General features: G+C 70.7%; 22 protein-coding genes. 2 read left to right on the forward strand and 20 right to left on the reverse strand.

Going from position 1 to position 25,323, the window contains the following annotated elements; all coding sequences use genetic code 11:
* Positions 1–561: 561 nt before the first annotated feature.
* The 15 genes from tyrS to pheS form a co-directional block, all read right to left on the reverse strand.
* The gene (tyrS, locus tag AC6CCG_RS27535; protein WP_496657966.1) at positions 562–1,830 is read right to left on the reverse strand and encodes a tyrosine--tRNA ligase; all 1,269 of its coding nucleotides are present in this window, start codon (positions 1,828–1,830) and stop codon (positions 562–564) included.
* 10 nt (positions 1,831–1,840) lie between these two features.
* Complete coding sequence (gene sthA, locus AC6CCG_RS27540; protein ID WP_496657967.1) at positions 1,841–3,271, reverse strand: Si-specific NAD(P)(+) transhydrogenase; 1,431 nt, start codon at positions 3,269–3,271, stop codon at positions 1,841–1,843.
* 49 nt (positions 3,272–3,320) lie between these two features.
* On the reverse strand, positions 3,321–4,178 hold the full coding sequence (locus AC6CCG_RS27545) for a hypothetical protein (RefSeq protein ID WP_496657968.1): 858 nt from the start codon (positions 4,176–4,178) through the stop codon (positions 3,321–3,323).
* 54 nt (positions 4,179–4,232) lie between these two features.
* Entirely contained in the window at positions 4,233–5,219 is a 987-nt protein-coding gene (locus AC6CCG_RS27550; protein ID WP_496657969.1) for an acetamidase/formamidase family protein, read from the reverse strand.
* Positions 5,220–5,273: 54 nt separating this feature from the next.
* On the reverse strand, positions 5,274–6,692 hold the full coding sequence (gene argH, locus AC6CCG_RS27555; RefSeq protein ID WP_496657970.1) for an argininosuccinate lyase: 1,419 nt from the start codon (positions 6,690–6,692) through the stop codon (positions 5,274–5,276).
* Positions 6,692–8,125 (reverse strand): argininosuccinate synthase, encoded by a 1,434-nt coding sequence (argG, locus tag AC6CCG_RS27560; RefSeq protein ID WP_496657971.1) that lies wholly within the window; start codon positions 8,123–8,125, stop codon positions 6,692–6,694. The genes argH and argG overlap by 1 nt, the downstream gene beginning before the upstream one ends.
* Positions 8,122–8,685, reverse strand: coding sequence for an arginine repressor (locus AC6CCG_RS27565; RefSeq protein ID WP_496657972.1), 564 nt, complete (start codon positions 8,683–8,685; stop codon positions 8,122–8,124). The genes argG and AC6CCG_RS27565 overlap by 4 nt, the downstream gene beginning before the upstream one ends.
* Positions 8,682–9,605, reverse strand: coding sequence for an ornithine carbamoyltransferase (argF, locus tag AC6CCG_RS27570; protein WP_496657973.1), 924 nt, complete (start codon positions 9,603–9,605; stop codon positions 8,682–8,684). The genes AC6CCG_RS27565 and argF overlap by 4 nt, the downstream gene beginning before the upstream one ends.
* Entirely contained in the window at positions 9,602–10,819 is a 1,218-nt protein-coding gene (locus AC6CCG_RS27575) for an acetylornithine transaminase (RefSeq protein WP_496658164.1), read from the reverse strand. Before AC6CCG_RS27575 ends, argF begins: the two co-directional genes overlap by 4 nt.
* A 5-nt stretch (positions 10,820–10,824) precedes the next feature.
* Entirely contained in the window at positions 10,825–11,820 is a 996-nt protein-coding gene (argB, locus tag AC6CCG_RS27580) for an acetylglutamate kinase (RefSeq protein ID WP_496657974.1), read from the reverse strand.
* On the reverse strand, positions 11,817–12,968 hold the full coding sequence (gene argJ, locus AC6CCG_RS27585) for a bifunctional glutamate N-acetyltransferase/amino-acid acetyltransferase ArgJ (protein WP_496657975.1): 1,152 nt from the start codon (positions 12,966–12,968) through the stop codon (positions 11,817–11,819). Before argJ ends, argB begins: the two co-directional genes overlap by 4 nt.
* On the reverse strand, positions 12,965–13,999 hold the full coding sequence (gene argC / locus AC6CCG_RS27590; protein ID WP_496657976.1) for an N-acetyl-gamma-glutamyl-phosphate reductase: 1,035 nt from the start codon (positions 13,997–13,999) through the stop codon (positions 12,965–12,967). The genes argJ and argC overlap by 4 nt, the downstream gene beginning before the upstream one ends.
* A 49-nt stretch (positions 14,000–14,048) precedes the next feature.
* Positions 14,049–14,990: a type IV toxin-antitoxin system AbiEi family antitoxin gene (locus tag AC6CCG_RS27595; protein ID WP_496657977.1), complete on the reverse strand. Its 942-nt coding sequence runs from the start codon at positions 14,988–14,990 to the stop codon at positions 14,049–14,051.
* Between the two features lie 158 nt (positions 14,991–15,148).
* The gene (pheT, locus tag AC6CCG_RS27600; RefSeq protein WP_496657978.1) at positions 15,149–17,665 is read right to left on the reverse strand and encodes a phenylalanine--tRNA ligase subunit beta; all 2,517 of its coding nucleotides are present in this window, start codon (positions 17,663–17,665) and stop codon (positions 15,149–15,151) included.
* Complete coding sequence (gene pheS / locus AC6CCG_RS27605; protein ID WP_496657979.1) at positions 17,662–18,765, reverse strand: phenylalanine--tRNA ligase subunit alpha; 1,104 nt, start codon at positions 18,763–18,765, stop codon at positions 17,662–17,664. Before pheS ends, pheT begins: the two co-directional genes overlap by 4 nt.
* Positions 18,766–18,945: 180 nt before the next feature.
* Between pheS and AC6CCG_RS27610 the strand changes: the two genes are divergently transcribed.
* Positions 18,946–21,588 (forward strand): glycosyl hydrolase, encoded by a 2,643-nt coding sequence (locus tag AC6CCG_RS27610; RefSeq protein WP_496657980.1) that lies wholly within the window; start codon positions 18,946–18,948, stop codon positions 21,586–21,588.
* Complete coding sequence (locus AC6CCG_RS27615) at positions 21,581–21,967, forward strand: TIGR03618 family F420-dependent PPOX class oxidoreductase (protein WP_496657981.1); 387 nt, start codon at positions 21,581–21,583, stop codon at positions 21,965–21,967. Before AC6CCG_RS27610 ends, AC6CCG_RS27615 begins: the two co-directional genes overlap by 8 nt.
* On the opposite strand, the gene AC6CCG_RS27620 is transcribed toward AC6CCG_RS27615, so the two are convergent.
* From AC6CCG_RS27620 to infC, 5 genes are all read right to left on the reverse strand, one after another.
* Positions 21,968–22,969 (reverse strand): LLM class flavin-dependent oxidoreductase, encoded by a 1,002-nt coding sequence (locus AC6CCG_RS27620; protein ID WP_496657982.1) that lies wholly within the window; start codon positions 22,967–22,969, stop codon positions 21,968–21,970. It lies immediately after the preceding gene.
* A 131-nt stretch (positions 22,970–23,100) separates the two neighbouring features.
* Entirely contained in the window at positions 23,101–23,889 is a 789-nt protein-coding gene (locus tag AC6CCG_RS27625) for a TrmH family RNA methyltransferase (protein WP_496658165.1), read from the reverse strand.
* Between the two features lie 37 nt (positions 23,890–23,926).
* The gene (gene rplT / locus AC6CCG_RS27630; protein ID WP_496657983.1) at positions 23,927–24,298 is read right to left on the reverse strand and encodes a 50S ribosomal protein L20; all 372 of its coding nucleotides are present in this window, start codon (positions 24,296–24,298) and stop codon (positions 23,927–23,929) included.
* A 31-nt stretch (positions 24,299–24,329) separates the two neighbouring features.
* Positions 24,330–24,524 (reverse strand): 50S ribosomal protein L35, encoded by a 195-nt coding sequence (gene rpmI / locus AC6CCG_RS27635; protein WP_496657984.1) that lies wholly within the window; start codon positions 24,522–24,524, stop codon positions 24,330–24,332.
* A gap of 63 nt (positions 24,525–24,587) precedes the next feature.
* Positions 24,588–25,277, reverse strand: coding sequence for a translation initiation factor IF-3 (infC, locus tag AC6CCG_RS27640; protein ID WP_496658166.1), 690 nt, complete (start codon positions 25,275–25,277; stop codon positions 24,588–24,590).
* Positions 25,278–25,323 lie beyond the last annotated feature (46 nt).

Consider the following 25,323-nt stretch of genomic DNA (forward strand, 5'->3'; position numbering starts at 1 on the left):
CGACACCACGAGCACGGGGTTTGTTGTGCATATTTGGCATTGACTTTAAGCACGCTGTTGAGTTCTCAAGCTTCGGGCGCACACCACACGGACACTCACGTTTCCGTGTGGGGCAACTCGACTTACTTTAGTGAGGTCCGTGATTCGGTGTCAAAACCGGTCCCGATCCCCACTGTTGATTTGTCTTTACCCACACTGCTGTTCCCGAAACCTTGCCGCCCTGAAGAAGAGCGCAATGATCCGGGTCGATCATCGTGGGTGGTGTGCCCCCTTCTGGAGGCTTGGGCTACTCTACGCGCCCGACTCCGGAGGGTCAAGCTGTCTCGTACCCCTGCTCCCTCGAGGCTCCCGAGCCGGTCATCGCGGTGGGCCCGATCAAGGGCGCGCACCAACCGGATCTTCATCTCGGAGGAGTTCGGCCGGTGGCTCGCTTCGGTTTCCCTCCGCGTTCCGCCCCCCGGCTCGACATGTAGAAGATTACGAGGCTTCATCCGACAGGGTCAAATCGAGCGGCCGTGGCAGTCCTCACAGCGTGACACGCCCGAACCGGGTGGCCTGAGGTCACCGCCGGATGGTAACGGCGCCGACCGTCTTGCGGCCACGCCGCGCGATCACGTACTGCCCGTGCAGCAGTGCCGCAGCGGCGACCTTTGCGTCCGGGTCGGTGACCTTCTCGTTGTTCAGGTAGGCGCCGCCCTCGGCGATGGTGCGCCGGGCGGCGGACTTGCTCGCCACCACGCCGCTGGCCTCCAGGACGTCGACGACGCCCGGCAACTCCCCAGCCGGCGACGTCACCTCTCCCCCGCCGACCTCGGCGATCACCCCGGTCAGTGTCTCCTCGTCCAGGTCGGCCAGGGAGGCCCGGCCGAACAGCGCCGCGGCGGCGGCCTCGGCGGCTTCCCGCGCTCGGCGGGAGTGGACGAAGTCGGTCACGTCGTCGGCCAGGGCCCGTTGCGCCCGGCGCTCATGGGGACGTTCCTCGGTCGCCTTCGCCAGCTCGTCGATCTCCTCGGCCGAACGCGGCGAGAACACCTTGAGGTACTCGATCACCTTCGCGTCCTCCGCGTTCAGGAAGAACTGGTGGAACGCGTACGGGCTGGTCATCTGCGGATCGAGCCAGACGGTGCCCGATTCGGTCTTGCCGAACTTCGTGCCGTCCGCCTTCGTCAGCAACGGGGTGGCGAGAGCGTGCACCCGGTCGCCGGTCGACCGCCGGATCAGTTCGACGCCGGCGGTGATGTTGCCCCACTGGTCCGAGCCGCCGAACTGCAGCGTGCAGCCGTGCCGCCGGAACAGTTCCAGGTAGTCGAAGGACTGGAGCAGCACGTAGGAGAACTCCGTGTACGAGATCCCGGCCTCCAGCCGGTTCCGTACGACGTCCCGGGCCAGCATGCGGTTCACCGGGAAGTGCTTGCCGATGTCGCGGAGGAAGTCGAGCACCGGCACCGAACCGGTCCAGTCCAGGTTGTTCACCACCGTGGCGGCCGCGGGTCCCTCGAACTCGACGAACTTCGACACCTGGCTGCGGATCTTCTCCACCCAGCCGGCGACGACCTCCTTGGAGTTCAGCGTCCGTTCGCCGGAGTCCTTCGGGTCGCCGATCAGGCCGGTCGAGCCGCCGACCAGGATCAGCGGCCGATGGCCGGCCCGCTGCAGGTGGCCGGCGACGATCAGCTGGACCAGGTTGCCGAAGTGCAGGCTCGGCGCGGTCGGGTCGAACCCCACATAGAAGGTGACAGGCCCGGCGGCGAGGTGCTCGCGCAATGCGTCGCGATCGGTCGATTCGGCCACCAGGCCGCGCCAGCTGAGCTCATCGAGGATGTCAGTCACGCCGGTAAAACTAGTCCACGCCGATGGCGCTCGTGAGCCGGTCCACGGCCCGCATCTTGTTCGTCACGTCGAGGGCCGCGACCTTGTACGCCTCGGACAGGGTCGGGTAATTCAGCACCGTGTCCACCAGATAGTCGACCGTCCCGCCGCAGCCCATGATCGCCTGCCCGATGTGCACCAGCTCGGTGGCCGAAGTGCCGAAGACGTGCACCCCGAGGATGTGCCGGGTCTCGCTGTGCACGATCAGCTTGAGCATTCCGTACGGGTCGCCGACGATCTGGCCGCGGGCCAGCTCACGGTAGCGGGAGATGCCGACCTCGAACGGCACCGCCTCCGAGGTCAGGTCCTCCTCGGTCCGGCCGCAGTAGGACAGCTCCGGAATCGTGTAGATGCCGATCGGCTGCAGGTCGCGCAGTTCGTGCGCCGGTTCGCCGAACGCGTGCGAGGCGGCCAGCCGGCCCTGGTCCATCGACGTCGCGGCCAGCGCCGGGAAGCCGATCACGTCGCCGACGGCGTACACGTGCTCGACCGCGGTCCGGTAGTCCTCGTCGACCACGAGTCGGCCACGGTCGTCGGCCGTCAGACCGGCCTTCGGCAGGTCGAGCCGGGCCGTCGCGCCCTGCCGGCCGGCCGAGTACATGACCACCTCGGCGGCGATCTTCTTGCCCGACGCGAGCGTGGTGATGGTGCCGTGGCCGGAACTGGCCACCGACGCCACCTCCTCGCCGAACCGGAACGACATGCCCTGGTCGCGCAGGTGGAACTTGAGCGACTCGATCAGCTCCGGGTCGCAGAACTCGAGCATCCGCGGCCGCTTCTCGACCAGCGTGACCCGGGTGCCGAGGGCGGCGAAGATCGACGCGTACTCGACACCGATCACGCCGGCGCCGACCACCACCAGGGAGTCCGGTACGTGGTCCAGGGTGAGGATCTGGTCGGAGTCGAGGATCCGGGTGCCGTCGAACTCGATGTGCGGCGGCCGGGCCGGCGTGGTCCCGGTCGCGATGACGATCTTGGCCGCGGTCACGGTCCGGTGCTGCGTCCCGCCGTCGACCTCGATCGACAGGGTGTGCGGATCGGTGAAGGCCGCCATGCCGCCGATCAGTTCGATGTGGTTGCGCAGCAGCTGGGCCCGGACCACCTCGGTCTCCCGGCCGATCACGTGCTGCAGCCGGGCCAGCAGGTCGCCGATGGTGATGTCACTCTTGACCCGGTAGCTCGCCCCGTACAGGTCCCGCATCTGCATGCCGGTCAGGTAGACGACCGCCTCGCGCAGGGTCTTCGACGGGATGGTGCCGGTGTTGACGCAGACACCGCCGACCATGTGCAGCCGGTCGATCACGCAGACCCGATGGCCCAGCTTGGCGGCCATGATCGCCGCTTTCTGACCGCCCGGGCCGGAGCCGATCACCGCGAGGTCGAAGTCGTAGCCGTGGTCCATTTCCTCAGGGTGTCACGCAGAGATGACATCCGTAAGAGGTTCCGGAGTCTCACAAGCAGGCCAGGAGCTTAACGGTTCTCGGCCACAGCGCCACGTGCTCGGGGCTCCCGACATACGCACGCAGCCCGTCCGGCGAGAACCACAATCGATCACCGCCGAGGCGGAATCCCGAGTCGATCGCGTCGGCGGGTAGCGGCAGGTCCGCCCGGAAGGGCTCAGCGAAGTATTCGGCCAACTCCGGGATCGTGCCGGCCACATAGACCACGTCGCGGGACCCGTCCTGGTCGCGGTGGAGGAACGTCATCCCCTCCCAGCCACAGTGCTGGGGGCCGCGGACCGAATAGAGCTCCGTGGTCAGGACGCGTTCGCCCTTCGCGTCGGTCCAGATCTGCATGCCGGTCGGCCGGGTGATCGCGTCCGGGAACTCCGCCGGGTCGCACCGGGCGTCCGACTCGACGTACCAGCCGGTGTCGCCGCCGAGCGCGTCACCGAAGTGCGTCACCAGCGCGTGCTTCGCCACGCCGGCCGGTTCGTAGCGGTACAGGACTCGGTCGCCGGACTCGGCCGCCCTCCGGTACTCCGAGGGCTCACCCTTGAAGGCTCCGCTGCGCAGGGCGTCGCGAAGGGCGGCCTCGGGAGTCGGAAAGACCTCGCCGGCGTGCTCGGGGGTGAAGCGGTTGCGGCCGACCGGCTCACCGCGGCACTGCAACGCCAGTGCCGCGGCACCGCCCTGGTCCGGGTCGCCCTGGTCGGGCGGCACCGTCTGCTCGACCCGCAGCGGGCCGTGGTACGGCGTCGCAGCCGGGCTCGGCTCGCCACCCTGTTCGGCGCAGCCACCCGCCGCCAATACCGTCAGCAGCACTGCGGCGCCGACACCGGTCATCACGAAACTCCGGCCCATGATCATCTCGCCGCCCCTCGTCGCTCCCAGTATCCGTCCGCGGCGGCGAGTGCGTGGGTGTTACGAGTTCCGCAGATGTCGGTGCATGCCGCCGTACGGACTCGTCGGCGGCAGCAACGACTTGGCCAGCTTCAACGCCGAGCTGTAGTTCGCGTCGACCACGTTGGCGATCGGCGCCTTCGCCAGCTGCGACACGACCTGGTAGCCGTCCATCCGGTCCAGCCCGTACAGCTCACCGAGCCAGGTGATCATCTCGACCTGGGCGATCCGCCAGGCGTCCTCCAGCGGGCGACTTGAGCCGACGACGATCAGCCAGTCGTCCTGCTCGATCCGCGGCCAGAGCGGTGCGCCGCCCTTGATCAACTCGACGATCAGGGTCACGTTCATCGCACCCTCGACCGCGGTGCCGCAGGCCTCGCCCTCACCCTGGCGGTAGTGCCCGTCGCCGATCGAGAACAGGGCGCCCGGGACGTTCACGCCGAGGTAGCAGGTGGCGCCGGCCTTCAGCTCCGGGGTGTCCATGTTGCCGCCGAAGCGTTCCGGGACCAGCGAACTGCGCACCTCCCGGGCGGGCGGCGCGACGCCGACGGTGCCGAGCATCGGCTCGGCCGGCCAATCGACCCGGAAGTCGCTCCGGGCCGCCTCGAAGGTCACGGTCTGCCGGGCGCTGTCGTACTGGTAGATCCAGGTGATCTCCGGCAGCGCGTCCTGCAACAGCGCCGTACGATCCGTGCCGGTCAGGCCGCCGAAGAACGGGATCGTCGTCGAAACGCCCCAGTCGCGGGCGGGCTGCAGGTCGACGAAATGCAGCGCCAGCGTGTCTCCGGGCTCCGCACCCTCGACGTAGAACGGACCGGTCTGCGGATTCACCCGGTTGATGTCGATGCACTGGCTGGGCAGGTCGGCCGCCGACCGGAGCCGGCCGGAGTAGGCGTCCTCGCACCACAGCCGCATCAACGTCCCCGGCTTGACCTTCAGGATCGGCTCGACGCCCCCGAACGTCCAGGCGAGCTGCTCCGATGTCGGCGTGAACTCGACGGTGTCCATGCTCGCAAAGTCTCACCGCCGCGCCGGGCCGTCAACCGGTAGCGGCCGACCGGCTCAGCCGACGAACCGGGTGATCGCGTCGAAGGAGTCCAGCAGCTCGGTCAGCTGCCGCCGCACCTGCTCGGTCGCGGTGCCGCCGCGGCCGTTCCGGCTGTTCACCGAGCCTTCGACGGTGAGCACGGTCAGCACCTCAGGGGTCAGCCGGGGCGAGATCTCGGTCAGCTGGTCCGGGGTCAGGTCGGACAGTTCGATCCCCCGCTGCTCGCAATACCGCACGGCCGCGCCGGAGATCTCGTGCGCCTCGGCGAACGGCACCCGCTGCCGGACCAGCCAGTCGGCCACGTCGGTCGCCAGCGAGAAACCCCTCGGCGCCAGGGCCGCCATCCGCTCGGTGTCGAAGCGCAGCGTGCCGACCATCCCGGCCACCGCCGGCAGCAAGATCAACAACTGGTCGATCGAGTCGAAGATCGGCTCCTTGTCCTCCTGCAGATCCCGGTTGTACGCCAGCGGCAGGCCCTTCAGTGTGGCCAGCAGGCCGGACAGGTTGCCGATCAGCCGGCCGGCCTTGCCCCGGGCCAGTTCCGCGACGTCCGGGTTCTTCTTCTGCGGCATGATCGACGAGCCGGTCGACCAGGCGTCGTCGAGGATCGCGAAGCCGAACTCATGGGTGCACCAGATGATCACGTCCTCGCTCAGTCGGGACAGGTCGACCCCGAGCTGGGCACAGACGAAGGCCGCCTCGGCCGCAAGATCACGGGCGGCAGTGCCGTCGATGGAGTTCGGCACCGACGAGCCGAAGCCGAGGTCGCGGGCCACCGCCTCCGGGTCGAGGCCGAGCGAGGTGCCGGCCAGCGCCGCCGATCCGTACGGGCTGACGTCCAGCCGTCGATCAAGATCACGGATCCGTTCGGCGTCCCGGAGCAGCGGCCAGGCGTGCGCCAGCAGATGGTGCGAGAGCAGCACCGGTTGGGCCGACTGCAGGTGGGTCCGGCCGGGCATGATCGCGCCCAGGTGGGTCCTGGCCTGTTCGTGCAGCGCGCCGACCACCTGCTGGATCCCGACGGCGACCTCGCGCATCGCGTCGCGCAGGTAGAGCCGCAGCAGCGTCGCGATCTGGTCGTTCCGGGACCGGCCGGCCCGGAGCCGTCCGCCCAGCTCGGGCCCGGCGAGCTCGATCAGCCCCCGCTCCAAAGCGCCATGCACGTCCTCGTCGGTCGGCGCCGGCCGGAACTCACCGGCGCCGACCTGCTGGTCGAGCCGGTTCAGCGCGTCGACCAGGCCGGCGTGCTCGTCCTCGGTCAGCAGGCCGGCCGCGAGCAGCGCCGAGGCGTGGGCCCGGGAACCGGCGAGGTCGTACCGGGCCAGCCGCCAGTCGAACTGGGTCGACTGGCTCAGCGCGAACATGGCCTCGGCGGCGCCGCCGGCGAACCGGCCGCCCCAGAGCTGGCCCGAAGGGGTCGCGGGTGCGGTCATCAGTCCGTACCGGCTTCCAGGGCGGCCTCGTCCAGCGAGCTCTCCAGATCGCGACCGGCGGTCTCCTCGGCGGTCGCGATCCGGTCGAACCCGCCCTCCGGCAGCTCGCCGAAGAGCGTGCCGTGCTCGACCAGCACGGTGCCCTGCTCCAGCGGCTGGCCGGCGTAGGCCTCCAGCTTGGCCCGGGAGTCGGCGATGTCGAGGTTGCGCATGGTGAGCTGGCCGATCCGGTCGGTCGGGCCGAAGGCGGCGTTCTCGACCCGCTCCATCGACAGCCGGTCCGGGTGGTACGAGAAGCCCGGGCCGTCGGTGTCGAGGATCGTGTAGTCGTCGCCCCGCCGCAGCCGGAGCGTGACGGTGCCGGTCACCAGCGAGGCGATCCAGCGCTGGATCGACTCCCGGATCATCAGCGACTGCGGGTCCAGCCAGCGGCCCTCGTAGAGCAGCCGGCCGACCTTGCGGCCCTCGGCGTGGTAGTTGGCGACGGTGTCCTCGTTGTGGATCGCGTTGACCAGCCGCTCGTAGGCGATGAACAGCAACGCCATCCCGGGCGCCTCGTAGATGCCGCGCGACTTGGCCTCGATGATCCGGTTCTCGATCTGGTCCGACATGCCCAGCCCGTGCCGGCCGCCGATCGCGTTGGCCTGCTGGACCAGGGCGACCGGATCCGTGAACCGCTCACCGTTGATCGCCACCGGATAGCCGGACTCGAAGGTGACCGCGACGTCCTCGGACTCGATCGCGACCGCCGGATCCCAGAACTTCACGCCCATGATCGGGTCGATCGTCTCCAGCGACACGTCGAGGTGCTCCAGCGTCTTCGCCTCGTGGGTCGCGCCCCAGATGTTGGCGTCGGTGGAGTACGCCTTCTCCGCCGCGTCCCGGTAAGGCAGCCCGTGCGCCGTCAGCCAGCGGCTCATCTCCTGCCGGCCGCCCAGCTCGTGCACGAACTCCGCGTCCAGCCACGGCTTGTAGATCCGCAGTTCGGGGTTGGCCAGCAGCCCGTACCGGTAGAACCGCTCGATGTCGTTGCCCTTGAACGTCGAGCCGTCGCCCCAGATGTTGACGTCGTCGGACTGCATGGTCCGGACCAGCAGGGTTCCGGTGACGGCGCGGCCCAACGGCGTGGTGTTGAAGTACGTCCGCCCGCCGGACCGGATGTGGAACGCCCCGCAGGCCAGGGCCGCCAGCCCCTCCTGCACCAGCTGCGGCTTGATGTCGACGACGCGGGCGATCTCGGCGCCGTACTGTTTCGCGCGGCCGGGCACACCGGAGATGTCCTGCTCGTCGTACTGGCCGAGGTCGGCGGTGTAGGTGCACGGGATCCCGCCCTTGTCGCGCATCCAGGCGACCGCCACCGAGGTGTCGAGGCCGCCGGAGAAGGCGATGCCGATGCGCTCGCCCTTCGGGAGGGAGGTCAGGACCTTGCTCACGGGATGGATGCTCCTTCGTCAGAGTTCGCGCGGCCGGCCGCGGAGTTGTCGAGGCCCGCCGGTTTGCCGGTCCGGGCCATGATCAGAAACTGTTCGGCGATCGGGGCGCCGCCGTTCGGGTCGCGGGTGATCATCAGCACCGTGTCGTCGCCCGCGATGGTGCCGAGGATCGCCGACCAGCCGACGCGATCGATCGCCGAGGCGAAATACTGCGCCGCACCGGGCGGGGTGCGCAACACGACCAGGTTGGCCGACGCCTCGGCCGAGGTCAGCACCTCGTTGCAGAGCCGGGCCAGCCGGACCGCGAACGTCGCGTAGTCCGTCTGCGGGGTACGGTCGCCGCCGTCCGACGGCACCGCATAGATCAGGTGGCCGCCCTCGCCGCGGACCCGGAGCGCACCGATCTCCACCAGGTCCTTGGACAGCGTGCCCTGGGTGACGTTCACGCCCGCCCCCGCGAGCAGCTCGGCGAGCTCGGTCTGGGACCGCACCGGATGCTGCCCGAGCAGCTCGATGATCTTGGCCTGCCGGGCCGCCTTGCTGGGGGGTGCGGTGATCATCTCGAGGCCAACAGGTACGTGAGTAGGGCCTTCTGCGCGTGCCGCCGGTTCTCCGCCTGGTCCCAGACGACCGACTGTGGGCCGTCCAGCACGTCGGCGTCGATCTCCTTGCCCCGGTAGGCCGGCAGGCAGTGCAGCACGATGGCGTCCTGGGCCGCCCTGGCGAGGAGCGCACCGGTCAACCGGTACGGAGCGAAGATCGCCGGCCGGTCCAGGCCGTCGTTCTCCTGCCCCATCGAGACCCAGGTGTCGGTGGCCAGCACGTCGGCGTCGGCCGCCGCGCTCTCCGGGTCCTCGGTGATGATCACTTCGCCGCCGGTGGTCGCGGCGATCCCGCGGGCCCGGTCGACGATGTCGGTGCGCGGCTGGAAGCCGTCCGGGGAGGCGATGGTGATCTTCATCCCGGCCAGGGCGCCGCCGAGGACGTACGAGTGCGCCATGTTGTTCGCGCCGTCGCCCAGGTACGTCAGTGATTGCCCGGCCAGTGTGCCCCGGTGCTCGGCCACGGTCTGCAGATCGGCCAGGATCTGGCACGGGTGGTAGTCGTCGGTCAGCGCGTTGACCACCGGGACGCCGGCGTACTCGGCCATCTGGGCCAGATCGTCCTGGGCGAAGGTCCGCCAGACGATCGCCGAGCACTGCCGGCCGAGCACCCGGGCCACGTCCGGCACGGACTCGCGGGTGCCGATCCCGGCCAGCCGGCCGTCGACGATCATCGGGTTCCCGCCCAGCTCGGCGATGCCGGCGCTGAACGAGGACTGGGTCCGCAGCGTCGGCTTGTCGAACAGGACGGCGACGCTCTGCGGTCCGGCCAGCGGCCGCTCGGCGTACGGGTCGGCCTTGAGCTTCGCGGCCAGTGCCAGGACCTTGGCCTGGTCGTCCGGGGTCAGGTCGTCGTCGGCGAGGAAGTGGCGGGTCATGCGGCGGCCTCCAAGATCGCCGGCAGGGCACCGACGAAGCTGTCGAGTTGGTCGGCGGTGATGATCAACGGCGGGGCGATCCGGAGCACGTCCGGCCGCGGCGCGTTGATCACGAAGCCGGCCTCGAGGGCGGCGTCGGCGACCTGCTGCGCGACCGGCTCGGCGAGCAGGATCGCCTGCAGCAGTCCGCGACCCCGGGTGCCGGTGATCAGCGGATGATCAAGACCCTTGACAGCGGTGGCGAGGTGCTCCCCCATCGCGGTCGCGTTGGCCAGCAGGCCGTCCCGTTCGATCACCGCCATCACCGCGAGGCCGGCGATCGCCGCCACCGGATTGCCGCCGAAGGTGGAGCCGTGGCTGCCCGGGCCGAGCAGGGTCGCCGCGGCGCCGGTGGCCAGGCAGGCCCCGATCGGGAAGCCGTTGCCGAGGCCCTTGGCGACGGTGACGATGTCGGCCCGGACCCCCTGGTCGGTGTGCACCAGCCAGGAGCCGGTCCGGCCGATCCCGGTCTGCACCTCGTCGATCCAGAGCAGCGCACCGGTCGCGTCGCAGAGCTCGCGGGCCTTCGCCAGGTAGTCCGGCGGCGGCACCACGACCCCGTTCTCGCCCTGGATCGGCTCCAGGACGACGGCGGCCACGGTGTCGTCGATCGCCGCCGCGAGCGCGTCCGCGTCACCGTACGGGACGAAGATCACCTCACCGGGCAGCGGCTCGAACGGCTCCCGGTACTTCGGGCTGTGGGTCACCGCGAGCGCGCCGGTGGACCTTCCGTGGAACGCGCCCTCGGTGGAGATGATCTTGGTCCGGCCGGTCCGCCGGGTGATCTTGAAGGCGGCCTCGTTCGCTTCCGTACCGGAATTGGAGAAGAAGACCCTGGTCTCGACCTCACCGGGGATCAGCGCGGTCAGCCGCTCGGCCAGCGCGACCTGGGCCGGCGTGGCGAAGAAGTTCGACACGTGGCCGAGCGTGGACAGTTGGCTGGTGATCGCGGCCAGCACGGTCGGATGGGCGTGGCCGAGCGCGTTGACCGCCAGTCCGGACAGCAGGTCGAGGTGCTTGCGCCCCTCCACGTCCCAGACGTAGCAGCCTTCGCCACGGACGAACACCCGCTTCGGCGTACCGAACGTCGGCATCAGGGTCGCGGTGTAGCTCTCCAGCACGTCGGCACTCGTCCGCCCGTTCCCGCTGACCCGCGAGAGTCCCTGGGTGTCGATGGTGCTCACTGGTGATCCTTGCTGATCATGAATTCGCCGTTCTGCAGTTCGTGGTCCGGGATCGGCTGGCCGGCCGGGAAGACGCGGCTGCCCAGGCGGACCAGGCCGTCCTGGATGATCATGGTGCCGATCCCCTCGTTGGTGAAGATCTCCAGCAGCAGCGAGTGCGGGACCCGGCCGTCGGTGACCGTGGCGCGGGTCAGCCCGCCCTCGACGGCGCGCAAGCAGGCCTCCATCTTCGGCACCATCCCGGACTCCAGCGTCGGCATCAACTCTCGCAACTGGGAGGCGGAGATGTTGGTGACGACCTCGGTGCTGTTCGGCCAGTCGGCGTAGAGCCCTTCCACGTCGGTCAGGACGACGAGCCGTTCGGCCTGGAGCGCGACCGCGAGCGCCGCCGCGGCCGTGTCGGCGTTGACGTTGTGCACCACGCCGTTGACGTCCGGGGCGATGCTGGCCACCACCGGGATCCGACCGGCGCCGATCAGGCCCTCGATCGCCTCCGTATGGACGGCCGTCACGTCGCCGACCAGGCCGAGATCGACCTCCTCGCCGTCCACCGTGAGCGACTTGCGTTCGGCGGTGAACAGGCCGCCGTCCTCGCCCGACATGCCGACCGCGAGCGTGCTCTGCTGGTTGATCAGACCGACCAGGTCCCGGCCGACCTGGCCGACCAGGACCATCCGGACGACCTCCATCACCTCCGGGCTGGTCACCCGCAGGCCGTTCTTGAACTCGCTCGGGATGCCGAGTCGCTTCAGCATGGTGGAGATCTGCGGGCCGCCGCCGTGCACGACGACGGGGTGCACGCCGCACCGCTTCATGAACACGATGTCCGAGGCGAAGGCGCGCTTCAGGTCCTCGTCGATCATGGCGTTGCCGCCGTACTTGATCACAACCGTCTTGCCGGCGTACGTCTCCAGCCAGGGCAGCGCCTCGGTCAGGATCGACGCCTTCTCGATCAAGGTCAGCCGGTGCTCGTCCTTCGTGGTGTCCGTCATGACGAGTACTCCGCGTTCTCCTTGACGTAGTCGTACGTCAGGTCGTTGGTGAGGATCGTCGCCGTCTCCGCGCCGGCGTGCAGGTCGATCTCGACCCGGACCTTGCGGTCGGACAGGTCGACCAGTTCGCGGGGTTCACCGATGCCGCCGGCCCGGCAGACCTGGACGCCGTTGAACGAGACGTCGAGCTGGTCCGGCTCGAAGGTGGCGGAAGTGGTGCCGATCGCGGCGAGCACCCGGCCCCAGTTCGGATCGGCGCCGAAGATCGCGCACTTGAACAGGTTGTTCCGGGCCACCGACCGGCCGACCTCCACCGCCTCGGCCTCGGTCGCGGCGCCGGCCACGACGATCTCGATCTCGTGCGAGGCGCCCTCCGCGTCGGCGATCAGCTGCCCGGCCAGGTCGGCGCAGACCTCGGTCAGCGCGGCCTGGAACTCGGCGGCGTCGGGCATGATCCGGGAGGCGCCGTTGGCCAGCACGAACACGGTGTCGTTGGTGGACATGCAGCCGTCGCTGTCGGCCCGGTCGAAGGTGACCCGGCAGGCCTCGGCCAGTTGATCATGGAGCCGGTCGGCCGGGACGCTCGCATCGGTGGTGATCACGACGAGCATCGTGGCCAGACCGGGGGCGAGCATGCCGGCCCCCTTGGCCATGCCGCCGATGCTCCAACCGCCGCCCTGGTGGAGGGCCTGCTTGGACACCGTGTCCGTGGTCATGATCGCCTCGGCGGCTGCCGGACCGCCCTCGGCCGAGGCCTCCTCGACGAGCGTGGGCAGGGCGTCGATGATCTTGGCGACGTCGAGCTGGACGCCGATCAGGCCGGTCGAGCAGACGGCGACGTCGATCGCGCCGATGCCGAGTGCATCGGCGGTCCGCTCGGCGGTCCGGTGGGTGTTGCCGAAGCCCTCCGGCCCGGTGCAGGCGTTGGCGCCGCCGGAGTTCAGGATCACGGCCTTGATCGCGCCGTCCTTGATCACCTGCTGGGACCAGATCACCGGAGCGGCCTTGACGCGGTTGCTGGTGAAGACGCCGGCGGCCGCGTACTCGGGGCCGTTGTTGATCACCAGCGCGAGGTCGGCCTTGCCGGAGGCCTTGAGTCCGGCCGCGGTGCCCGCGGCCGTGAAGCCCTTGGGGTGGGTGACGCTCACGGTGCGACTCCTACGGTGCTCAGACCCGTCGTCTCGGCGAGGCCGAGGGCGAGGTTCATCGACTGGACCGCGCCACCGGCGGTGCCCTTGGTCAGGTTGTCGATCGCGGCGACCGCGACCAGCCGGCCGGCGGCCTGGTCGACCGTGACCTGGACGTGCGCGGCGTTGCTGCCGAGCACGGCCTGGGTCTGCGGCCACTGGCCCTCCGGCAGCAGGTGGACGAACGGCTCGTCCGCGTAGGCCTCCGCGTAGCTCGCGTACGCCTGCGCCGCGGTCGTCGCCGGATCGGCGAGCGGCGCGGTGCAGGTGGCCAGGATGCCGCGCGACATCGGGACCAGGACCGGGGTGAACGAGACCGTCGGGCCGGTTGCGCCACAGGCGGTGAAGTTCTGCAGCAGCTCCGGGGTGTGCCGGTGCACACCGCCGACCCCGTACGCGCTCGCGGAGCCGATCAGCTCCGAGCCGAGCAGGTGCGGCTTCAGCGACCGGCCGGCGCCGGACGGTCCGCTGGCGGCGACGATCACGACGTCCTGCGCGGTGATCAGTCCGGTCGCGATGGCCGGCAGCAGGGCGAGGGTGCCGGTCGTCGGATAGCAGCCAGGCACCGCGATCCGCTTCGCCCCGGCCAACTTGTCCCGCTGCCCGGGCAGTTCGGGCAGCCCGTACGGCCAGCTGCCGGCGTGTTCGCTGCCGTAGAACCGACGCCAGTCCTCCGGATCGGTGAGCCGGAAGTCGGCGCCACAGTCGACCACCAACCTGTCGGGACCGAGCTGCTCCGCGATCGGCGCGGACGTGCCGTGCGGCAGTGCGAGGAAGACGACGTCGTGCCCTGCGAGGGTCTCGGCGTCGGTGCTGCCGACCGTTCGATCCGCGAGCGGCACCAGGTGGGGCTGGTGGTCCCCCAGTCGCGACCCGGCGTTCCCGCCGGCCGTCACCGCTCCGATCTCGACCTGCGGGTGACCGAGCAGCAGCCGGAGCAACTCCCCGCCCGCGTACCCGGTAGCTCCCGCCACCGCCACACTCACCGTCATAGGAATAATCATGCCACAGGCGGAATACTCTTACCACTCGATCAGAGGCTCAGGCCGCGATGCGGAGGCGCTGTGCCGCCTGGTCATGGGTCCGCCGCAGCACCAAGCCGGCGTTCGGGGCCGCGAGCGAGGCCCGGTCGAACACGACGATCGTCCAGCCCCGGCGGCGCAGCCAGTCCCGGCGGCGCTCGTCGTACTTGCGCTGGGTGGCCGTGAAGTGGTGGTCCTGGCCGTCGTACTCCGCGGCGTACCTCGCGGCGGGGTCGGCCAGGTCGAGCCGATAGACCGGGAAGCCACGGTCGTCGCGGACCACGTACTGCGGCTGCGGCGTCGGCAGCCGGGCGTCGAGCCAGCGCAGCCTGAGGATCGACTCCTGCGGCGACTCGGCGCGCGGGTCGCACAACGGCACCAGGTAACGCAGTTGGACGATGCCGCGGTAGCCCTTGAACCGCGGCAACTCGGCCCGCAGATCGGCACGGGTGAACCGACCGAGGCGGAGCAGCCCGTCCAACGCGGCCAGGGCATGGCTGCGTTTCAGGAGGCGGCCGAGATCCAGCGCCGTGCGCAGCGGCGTGGTGACCCGGAGCCCATTGATCGTCTCGACGTCGCGGGCTTCGAGGGTGCGCAGCCCGCCGGTCGTGGCGGCTGTCCGTACCCGCGTCTTGTCGGGCACCTGGAACACCGAAACACGCGGCAGATCGTCACCCGACGGTTGGACCCGCGCCCCGTGCAGCCAAGCCGCCGAGAGGTCGGTGATCACACAGTCCGGATGGACAGCGAGGGCGACCGCCGCGGTGCGCAGCTCCGTGCTGTCGGGAGTAGAGGCGTCGACATAGACGGAGCGGAGCACGGCGCGGATCAGGCCCTGCTTGCGCAGCCGGGCGATGATGCTCCGGCTCACTCCGGCCGCCGCGGCCTGCTGCAGCGTGAACGGACGGTGCGTCGGCAACCGCGAGTCCGCGGTCGCCGGCGTCGGATCGAGAGTTGCCATGCCGAGATTCTGCGAGCCTCCGCACGCCCCGGCCCGGTTATCCACAGGCCAACTTTCCCGGCCCTCGCCGACCGGTCAGTTCTGCAGCGACACGCCGTCAGAACAGCTGCTTTTGTGACCGGTCGGCGGTTCTTCTGGGTCGGGTTCTCGGGTCGGGATCAGAGGGTGCGCTGGAGGGCGCCGAGGGACTCGGCTGCGGAGGCCACGGCGGCGTCGCGGGCCTCGGCGGACTCGGCGTCGGTCAGCGTTCGGTCGGGGGCGCGGAAACGGAGGGCGTACGCGAGCGACTTCTTGCCCTCGCCGATCTGCGGACCGGTGTAGCTGTCGAACAGCCGGACCGATTCGAGCAGGTCTCCGGCACCGGCGACCAGGGCCGCCTCGACCTCGGCCGAGGGTACGGCCTCGTCGACGATCAGGGCGACGTCCTCCTTGGCCACCGGGTGCGACGAGATCGCCGCCACCGTCCCGAGCTCCGGTGCCAGCTCGATCAGGGCGTCGCAGTCGAACTCGGCGGCGCAGGCGCGCTCGGGCAGGCCGGCGGCCTCGATCACCCGCGGGTGGAGTTCGCCCGCGTAGCCGATCACCCGGCCGGCGACGCTCAGCGCGGCGCACCGGCCCGGATGCCAGGGCGCCCGCTCGGCGGCCTTCACCTCGATCGTGGCCCCGACCGCCCGGGCGGCCGTCTCGGCGAACGCGATCGCGTGCCGCCAGTCGGCCGGAACCGCCGGACCGCTCCAGCCAGGCGGCTGCCAGTCCCCGGTCAGCAGGACGGCGGCGTGCCGCGGCTGGTGACCGATCGCGGCGTCCATCGCGGCCAGGTCCGCCGCGGAGGGGCGCTGCTCGACGCCGGGCCGGGGTGCCGGGACCGGCTGCTCCGGCGCGAAGAAGACGGAGCCGAGCTCGTACAGGGCAAGATCATCGAGACCGCGGCTGGTGTTGCGGTGCGCGGCCGCGATCAGGCCGGGCAGCACCGTGGTCCGGAGCAGCGGCTGGGTCTCCGACAGCGGGTTGGCGATCTCCATGGTGCGGCGCCGCTCGTCGTCGGCCCCGATCGCCAGCAGGTCGAGATCACCGGTGCCGAGGAACGGGAACGACAGCACCTCGACATAGCCGGCCTGGGCCAGCGCGGCGTTGATCAACCGGCGCGACCGCTGCGACCGGGTCAGACCGCGGCCGCTCGGCGCCGGCGGCAGCACCGGGGTGATCCGGTCGTAGCCGTACAGCCGGCCGACCTCCTCGACGAAGTCGTACGGATCCCGCAGGTCGGGCCGCCAGGTCGGCGGGGTCACGGCCAGCTCATGATCGTCGGCGGCCACCGTCACGCCGACCCGGCGCAGGTTGTCGGTCACCGTGTCCGGGCCGAGCTCGGCGCCCATGATCTTGCCGGGCAGGTCCACGCCCAGCCGCAGCGTCGGCACCTCCGGCACGGCGCCGGCGACCGTCTCGGCCGCGGCGACCTGGCCGCCGCCGTACTCGACCAGCAGGGCCGCCGCCCGGTGCGCCGCGGCGTACGTGGCGCCGGGGTCGACGCCGCGCTCGAACCTCCGGGACGCCTCGGAGGACAGCTTGTGCCGCCGCGACGTACGGGCGATCGAGATGGCCTCGAAGTGCGCCGCCTCGATCACCAGGGTCGCCGTGTCGGGACCGACCTCGGTCGTCTCGCCGCCCATCACGCCGGCGATGCCGATCGGGCCGGAGTCGTCGGTGATCACCAGGTCGTCGGTGTCCAGCGTCCGCTCGACGTCGTCGAGGGTGGTGATCGTCTCGCCCGCGGCTGCCTTGCGGACGACGATCGGGCCGGCCAGCTTGGCGCCGTCGTAGGCGTGCAACGGCTGGCCGGTCTCCAGCATCACGTAGTTGGTCACGTCGACCGCGAGCGAGATCGGCCGCATCCCGGCCTGCTGCAGCCGCGAGGTCAGCCAGCGCGGGCTCGGCGCTCCCGGATCGACCCCGGTCACCGTCACCGCGACGAACAGCGGGCAGCCGTCGCTCTCCAGCCGGACCGGGTGGCCGTCGCCGACCGTGGCCGGCACGGCGCGGTCCACCGGATCGGTGAACGGCACGTCGAACGCGTGCGCCGCCTCCCGGGCCAGGCCGCGGACCGACCAGGCGTAGCCGCGGTCCGGCGTCACGGCGATGTCCAGCACCTCCTCGCCGAGCCCGAGCACCGGCCGGGCATCGGCGCCGACCTGGAGGTCGTCGCCGGCGAGCACCATGATCCCGTCATGATCATCGCCGAGCTCGAGTTCCTGGGCGGAGCAGATCATGCCGTCGGAGATGTGCCCGTATGTCTTCCGGGCCGCGATCTGGAAGCCGCCGGGCAGCGTGGTGCCGGGCAGTGCGACGACGACAAGATCATCGACCGCGAAGTTCCGGGCGCCGCAGATGATCCCGCGCGAGGAGGTGTCGTCGCCGCCGGAATCCTTGGCGTAGGAGCCGTTGTTGTGCTCGCCGACGTCGACCCGGCACCAGCGGATGATCTTGCCGTTCTTCTGCTCGGCCTCGGTGAACTCGAGCACCCGGCCGATCACCAGCAGGCCGTCGATCTCGCCGCCGGCGGTGTCGACCGACTCGACCTCGAAGCCGATCTTGATCAACGCCTCCGACACGTCCCGGCCGGAGGTGCCCTCCGGCAGCGGCGCGTACTCCCGCAGCCAGGACAGCGGTGCCCTCATCGTGCTCCTCCCACCAGCGAACGGCTGAACCGCACGTCGCCCTCGATCATGTCCCGCATGTCCTCCGCGCCGTTGCGGAACATCAGCGTCCGGTCGATGCCCATGCCGAACGCGAAGCCCGAGTACTCGGACGAGTCGACGCCACCGGCCTCCAGCACCCGCGGGTTGACCACGCCGCAGCCGCCCCATTCGATCCAGCCCTCGCTGCGGCAGGTCCGGCACGGATGCTCGGGATCGCCGACCGAGGAGCCCTTGCAGACGAAGCAGAGCAGGTCGACCTCGGCCGACGGCTCGGTGAACGGGAAGTACGACGGCCGCCAGCGGAACTTCGTGTCGTCGCCGAACATGGCCCGGGCGAAATGCTCCAGGGTCCCCTTCAGGTGGCCGAACGAGATGCCCCGGTCGACCGCGAGCCCCTCGATCTGGTGGAACACCGGCAGGTGGGTCGCGTCGTACTCATCGGCCCGGTAGACCTTGCCCGGACAGACGACATAGACCGGCAGCTCGCGGTCCAGCAGGCTGCGCACCTGCACCGGCGAGGTGTGCGTCCGCAGCAGCAGGTTGTGTTCCGGCGGCGCGATGAACAGGGTGTCCTGCATCGTCCGGGCCGGGTGGTCCGGGATGAAGTTGAGCGCATCGAAGTTGAGCCACTCGGCCTCGAGCTCGGGGCCTTCGGCGATCTCCCAGCCCATCGCCAGGAAGACGTCGCTCATCTTCTCCATCAGCGCCGTCACCGGGTGGACCGCACCGAGCGGCCCGAGCTCGGTCGGCAGCGTGACGTCGACCCGCTCCTCGACCAGCCGGCGATCCAGTTCGGCCGCGCTGATCTCGGCGTCCCTCGCCTCGAGCGCCTGCTTGACCCGGTTCCGGGCCTGGCCGACCCGCGAGCCGGCCTCCTTGCGCTGCTCGGGCGGCAGGCCGCCGATCTGCCGGTTGGCCAGGGCCAGCGGCGACCGGTCGCCGGTGTGTGCCAGCCGGGCCTGCTTCAACGCGGCCACGCTGTCGGCGGCGGCGAACGCCTCGATCGCCGCCGTCACCAGGGCGTCGAGCTGTTCGGCGTCCAGAGCGTTGGCGGCCTCGGTCTGTGTCGGCCCGGGCATGAAGGGCTCCCTCGGATTCTGCGAATGGGGTCGTGAATGCCCGGACAGTCTAGGAACCGCTCGCGTACGGCTGCCACTCGGACACCCGGACCCGGCGTAGCGCGGCCGTCACCGGCTCCGTAAAATCGTTTCATCCCCATCCCGGAGCGCGGTCGAACCCGCCTCGAGGAAGCGAGTGACATGCCGAGCGACGATGCCGCGATTCGGACCGATGCCCTTCGACAGGCTCAGGGCACGGCTCAGGGCACGGGAGATGGCACGGCTCAGGTGACCGTCGCCGAGGCGCGGGCCGGGTTCGCGGAGCCGGATCCAGCGGCCCGGCCGATGATGCGGTGGTGGTGGTTCGGGCCCGACGTCGAGGACGCCGAGGTCGAGCGTGAGCTCACGGCGATGGCCGACGCCGGCTTCGGTGGCGCCGAGGTGGCGTTCGTCTATCCGCTGCGGCAGGTCCGGCACCCGTTCCTGTCCGACACATTCGGCGACCGGCTGCGACACGCCGCCGAGTTCGCCCGGTCGCTCGGACTGCGGTTCGACCTGACGATCGGCAGCGGTTGGTCGTACGGCGGCCCGCACATCGGGCCCGAGCACGCCGCCCGGCGGCTGCACTGGGAGACGCGGGAGCTGACCGCCGCCGCCCTCCAGGCTCCGGTCGTCGCGCCGTGGCCGGGCGACGAACTGGTGGCCGCGTTCCTGGCCGACGGCTCTCCGCGGGACGCGCCGTCGGGCTGGGCCCCGCTGCCGATCACGGACTCCATGATCACGATCGGTGCGGGCCGCGGTCCGCGCACGGTGCTGCTCGCCTGGTCCCGGCCGACCGGGCAGAACGTGAAGCGGGCGGCGGCCGGCGCCGAAGGACCGGTCCTTGATCATTATTCGGCGGCGGCGACCCGGAAACACCTGGCCGAGTTGGGAGATCGGCTGCTGGCCGCGGTGCCGGCGGAGCTGCTCGGTTCGGTGTTCTGCGACAGCCTGGAGGTGTACGCGGCGGACTGGACGCCGGACCTGCCGGCCGAGTTCGCCCGGCGCCGCGGCTACGACCCGCTGCCGCAGCTGCATCGGCTCACCGTGGAGGAGGCGGGGTCGGCCGAGTTCCGTACCGACTTCTACCGGACGTTGACCGAGCTGGCCGAGGACAACTTCATCGCCGTCTGCCGGGAGTGGGCCGCCGGGCACGGGGTGCCGTTCCGGCTGCAGGGGTACGGGGTGCCGCCGGTCACCGTGAGCAGCAACCGGCACGCGGACCTGATCGAGGGCGAGGGCTGGGGCTGGACCGAGCTGACCCAGACCCGGTGGGCGTCGTCCGCCGGGCACCTCTACGGCCGGCCGGTGATCTCGTCGGAGATCTGGACCTGGGTGCACTCCCCCTCCTTCCGGGCCACGCCGCTGGACCTCAAGGGCGAGGCGCACGAGCATTTCCTGCTCGGCATCAACCAGTTCGTCGGGCACGGGTGGCCGTACTCGCCGCCGGACGCGCCCGGACTCGGCTGGTACTTCTACGCCGCCGGGGCCCTGGACGACCGCAACCCGTGGTGGCCCGCGATGCCGGCCCTGAACGCGTACCTGACCAGGCTCGGCTGGCTGCTCCGGCAGGGCGAGCCGGCCGCCGACGTGAAGCTCTACCTGCCGGCGAGCGACCTCTATCCGGCGCTCGGCGGCGGGCTCGATCTCTGGAAGGAGACCCGGAGCCACGTCGGCCCGGAGTTGCCGCGGACGATCCGGTGCGCGGGCTACGACTACGACCTGATCGACGATCCGGCGCTGGCGTCGGTCGACCCGGCCTCGGTGCCGGTCGTCGTGCTGCCCAAGGTGACCACCCTGCCGCCGGCGGCGCGGGCCTGGCTCGATGCGGTACGGGAGGCGGGCGGCACCGTGCTGGCCGTCGACTCCACCGCCTATCCGGCAGGAGTTCCCGCGACCACCGCGACGTTCGAGGAGGCACTGCGCCGGGCCCTGCCGCCGGACACCGAGCTGTCCGGCGCGGGCGAGGAGATCGGCGTCGTCCACCGTCGCCTCGCGGACGGCGACCTCTACTTCGTGGCGAACACCGGGAACAGCGTGCGGACCTTCGAGCTGGCTCCGCGGACCGAGCGGGATCGCTTCGAGCGTTGGGATCCGGCGACCGGGACGGCCGAGGTGCTGGCCGGCTCCCGGTCGGTGATGCTGACCCTGCACCCGTACCAGGCGACGGTGATCGTCGGCATCGACGCGGCGGACGACGGCGGCCGGGCGGGCGAGCCGGTGGCCCGGTCCGGCTCGGCCGCGGAGTCGTCGCTGGCCGGCCCGTGGCGGTTCGGCCATCTCGACGCGAGCGGGTTCCGCGATGTCGTCCTGCCGCACCGCTGGGAGGACGAACGGCCCGGCTACTCCGGCGGCGCCTGGTACGAGCTCGAGCTCGACGCCCGGCCGGACTGGCTGGACCCGGCGACCGAACTGAGCCTGGACTTCGGGCCGGCCGAGCCGCTCGATGATCGAGATCCGGGCAGTGCGGAGCTCCGCGGCAACTCCTACCGGGCGCGGGTGGAGGCGCCGGTGCGCGAGGTCGCCGTGGTCTCGGTCAACGGCGCCGCCTGCGGGGTGGTCTGGGACGCGCCGTACCGGCTGGACCTGACCGGCCGCTTCCGCCCGGGCACCAACACGCTCCGGATCGAGGTCTACAACACCGCGGCGGCCGCGGCGGCGACCGATCCGGACGCGGCGGCGATCATCGAGGAGAGCCGCCGATTGTACGGGGTGCGGTTCCATCAACAGGACCTGGAGCTGGCCCTGGACGGGGTCGCCTCCGGCCTGCTCCGGGTGCCCTCGTTACGCTCCGCGCATGCCTGATCTTGATCTTGACCGGCTGCGGACCGAGCGGAATGCGTGGCTGTGCACGCTGCGCCGGGACGGTTCGCCGCATGTCACGCCGGTCTGGTACGTCCTCGTCGACGACGAGTTCTGGATCAGCAGCGGCGAGCGCAACGCCAAGGTGCGCAACGTGATCAACGATCCTCGGGTGAGCCTCGCCCTGGACGGCGGCGACCACCCGTACGTGGCGGAGGGCCGGGCCGTCGTGCACCGGGACCGGCTGCGCGAGGACGTCCTGGCCGCGCTGGCTGAGAAGTACGACGGCTGGCAGGCCGGGGTCGAGATCGAGCCGTACGGGAAGCGGGTGTTGATCAACGTGCCGGTCGACCGCTGGCTGCTCCGCGGTGCCGCCCAGTGATCACGTAGCGGCGTGGACGGCCGGGATCACCTGCCGGGCGAAGGTCTCGATCCCCCGCCGGGCCTGCTCGACGGTCAGGCCCGGCAGCCGGCCCCAGAAGGCGAAGTGATCGAACGGCACGGTCTCGTGCAGCGTGATCAGCCGCTCCGCGATCTCGTCCGGCCGGCCGACCAGGAAGTCCGCCGGGTCAAGATCATCGGCGGTGATCGGCCGGTCCTCGCCGCGGGCGATCCGGAGTTGATCTTCGAGATAGGCCAGGCACGGGCCGGCCTCGGCCCAGGCCCGGTCGGCCGACTCGGCGACATGGGCGACGCCCGTCCAGACGAACGGGAACGACTCCGCGGACCGGCCCGCGGCCGCGAGGGCCGACGCATAGGTCCGATAGCGCGGCGCGAGATCGCGCTCCGCGGTGACGTAGATCAGCAGCCCGTCGGCCAGCCGGACCGCCCGCTCCACCGCCGCCGGGGCGACCGCCCCGACGTAGATCGGAGCAGCGGCCGGCGGCTGCGGCGTGAACGGACCGTCGGGCAGCGTGTACCGCCGGCCCTGGTAGCCCGTACGCCCGTCCCGCCAGGCCCGCCGGATGATCCCGATCCCGTCCTCGAGCCGCGAACTCCGCTGGTCCAGCGGCGCCTGGAACAGCGCGAACTCGTCCTCGGCATAGCCGCGGCCGACGCCGAGGATCAGCCGCCCGTCCGACACCGCGTGCACGACGGCGCCGTCCTCCGCCACCCGGAGCGGGTGGTGCAGCGGCAGCAGCAGGATGTTGGTGCCGATCCGGATCCGGCTGGTCCGGGCGGCGATCGCGGCCGCTGCCACCAACGGGGACGGTGCGAAACCGTCGGCCCGGCCGTGGTGCTCGGACAGCCAGACGGCCTCGTACCCGAAGCGCTCGGCGTCGGTGATCAGGTCCAGGATCTCGGCGTAGTAGGCCGGCCACGGCACCGTGGCCGGCAGTTGCTGGGAGAAGTCGTGCAGGACACCGAAGGAAGGTTGGGGCACGCCCACCATCCTCCCCGCCGCCGGCACGTAGCGCACCGCAATTCCCGCCGGCCCGCTCCTCGCCGACCGGTCAGTTGTGCAGCGACACGCCGTCAGAACGCCTGCTTTTGTGACCGGTCGGCGGAGCTTTGTCAGGGGTTCTGGGCGGTGGCGCTGGCGTAGAGGCAGACGGCGGCGGCCGTGGAGAGGTTGAGGCTTTCGGCGGAGCCGAAGATCGGGACGGCGACGACGCGGTCGGCCAGCCGGGCCAGGTCGGCGGGCAGGCCGTGGGCCTCGTTGCCGAACAGCCAGAGGGTGGGCCGGGCCAGGTCGCCGGCCGTGGTCAGGGTGGCCAGGCTCTCCCCGGCGCCGTCCGCGGCGAGCACCTGCAGACCGGCGGCACGAGCGGCGGCGACCACGTCGGGCACCTCGGCGCCGACGCCGATCGGGAGGTGGAACAGGCTGCCGACGGTGGCCCGGACCGTCTTCGGGTTGTACGGGTCGACGGACTCGGCCGACAGCACGACGCCATCGGCGCCGAACGCGTCGGCGCAGCGGATCACAGTGCCGGCGTTGCCGGGATCGCTGACCCGGGCGCAGCAGACCAGCAGTCGCACGTCGTCGGTGATCAACTCCGGCACCGGCCGGAGCTCCATCCGGCAGACCGCGACCACGCCCTGCGGGGTGACGGCGTCGCTCAGCGTACGAAGATCGTCAGCGGTGATCAGCGCCGGCGCCGGGTGGGCTGCGGCCAACTCCGGATAGCGGTCCAGCCCGGCCTCGGTCAGGAACAGGTCATCGACCCGGCCCGGTGCGGCCAGCGCTTCCCGTACCGCCTGCGGGCCTTCGGCCAGGAAGGTGCCGGTCGCGTAGCGGTCCTTGCGCCGGAGCAAGCGTCGAGCCGACCGGATCCGCCCCCGCGATGCGGCAGGCAGTCCGATCGGCTCGTGCCCTTCGACAGGCTCAGGCCGCCGGGAATCAGGCAGCGGACTCGGTGACCCGGGTGGCCTTGGCCAGGTCGACCAGGGCGGTGAACGCCTTCGGGTCGGATACGGCCAGCTCGGCCAGGATCTTCCGGTCGACCTCGATGCCGGCCGCCTTCAGACCGGCGATGAACCGGTTGTAGGTCACGCCCTCGGCGCGGGCCGCAGCGTTGATCCGCTGGATCCACAGCTTGCGGAAGTCGCCCTTGCGGGCCCGGCGGTCACGGTAGGCGTAGACGAGCGAGTGGGTGACCTGCTCCTTGGCCTTGCGGTACAGCCGCGACCGCTGACCCCGGTAACCGGAGGCCTGCTCCAGAACCTCGCGACGCTTCTTCTGGGCGTTGACGGAACGCTTCACGCGTGCCATTGCACTACTCCTTGACTCGGTGGGGCGCGGCCTACTTGCCGAGCAGCTTCTTGATGGTGGACGCGTCGCCCTTCGACAGGACCACGGTCCCGGTCAGGCGCCGCTTCTGCTTGGTCGGCTTGTGTTCGTTGAGGTGCGCCTTGCCGGCCTGGCGGCGGACCAGCTTGCCCGAACCGGTCACCTTGAACCGTCGCTTGGCACCGGTGTGGGTCTTCATTTTCGGCATGATCGTGCCGCTCCTTGTTTCCTGTGTCTGATCCACGGGACCGGGGAGGCCCCGCCGGCTGGGTCAGCCGAGGTCGATGTCCGGGTCGAGGTTGTCGGCCGGACCACGCTTCTTCTTCACCGGCTCCGCTGCCGCCTTGGCTCGCCGATCGGCCAGCTCCGTCCGCTCGGCCTCGGCGTCGGCCTCCCGGGCGGCGGCCCGGCGGTCACGCTCGGCCTGGACGTCGGCCTTGGCCTCGGTCTTCTTCTTGTGCGGGCCGAGCACCATCAGCATGTTGCGCCCGTCCTGCTTCGGCGAGGACTCGACGAAGCCGAACTCGTCGACGTCGTCGGCCAGCCGCTTGAGCAGGTTGAAACCGAGCTCCGGCCGGGACTGCTCCCGCCCGCGGAACATGATCGTGATCTTGACCTTGTCCCCGGCCTTGAGGAACCGGACCACGTGACCCTTCTTGGTCTCGTAGTCGTGGTTGTCGATCTTCGGCCGGAGTTTCATCTCCTTGATCACGGTGTTGGTCTGGTTACGGCGGTTCTCCCGCGCCTTCTGCGCGTTCTCGTACTTGAACTTGCCGTAGTCCATCATCTTGACCACGGGCGGACGCGCCATCGGCGCGACCTCGACGAGGTCGAGCTCGGCATCCCGGGCCAGCCGCAGGGCATCCTCGATCTTGACGATGCCGGCCTGCTCCCCGGCCGGTCCGACCAACCGGACCTCCGGGACGCGAATGCGATCGTTGATTCGCGGTTCAGTGCTGATTGTTGATCCTCCTCAGTGGATTCCTCAGTGATCGGTACGGCCTCCG

It is taken from the genome of Microlunatus sp. YIM B11417 (assembly GCF_059617205.1).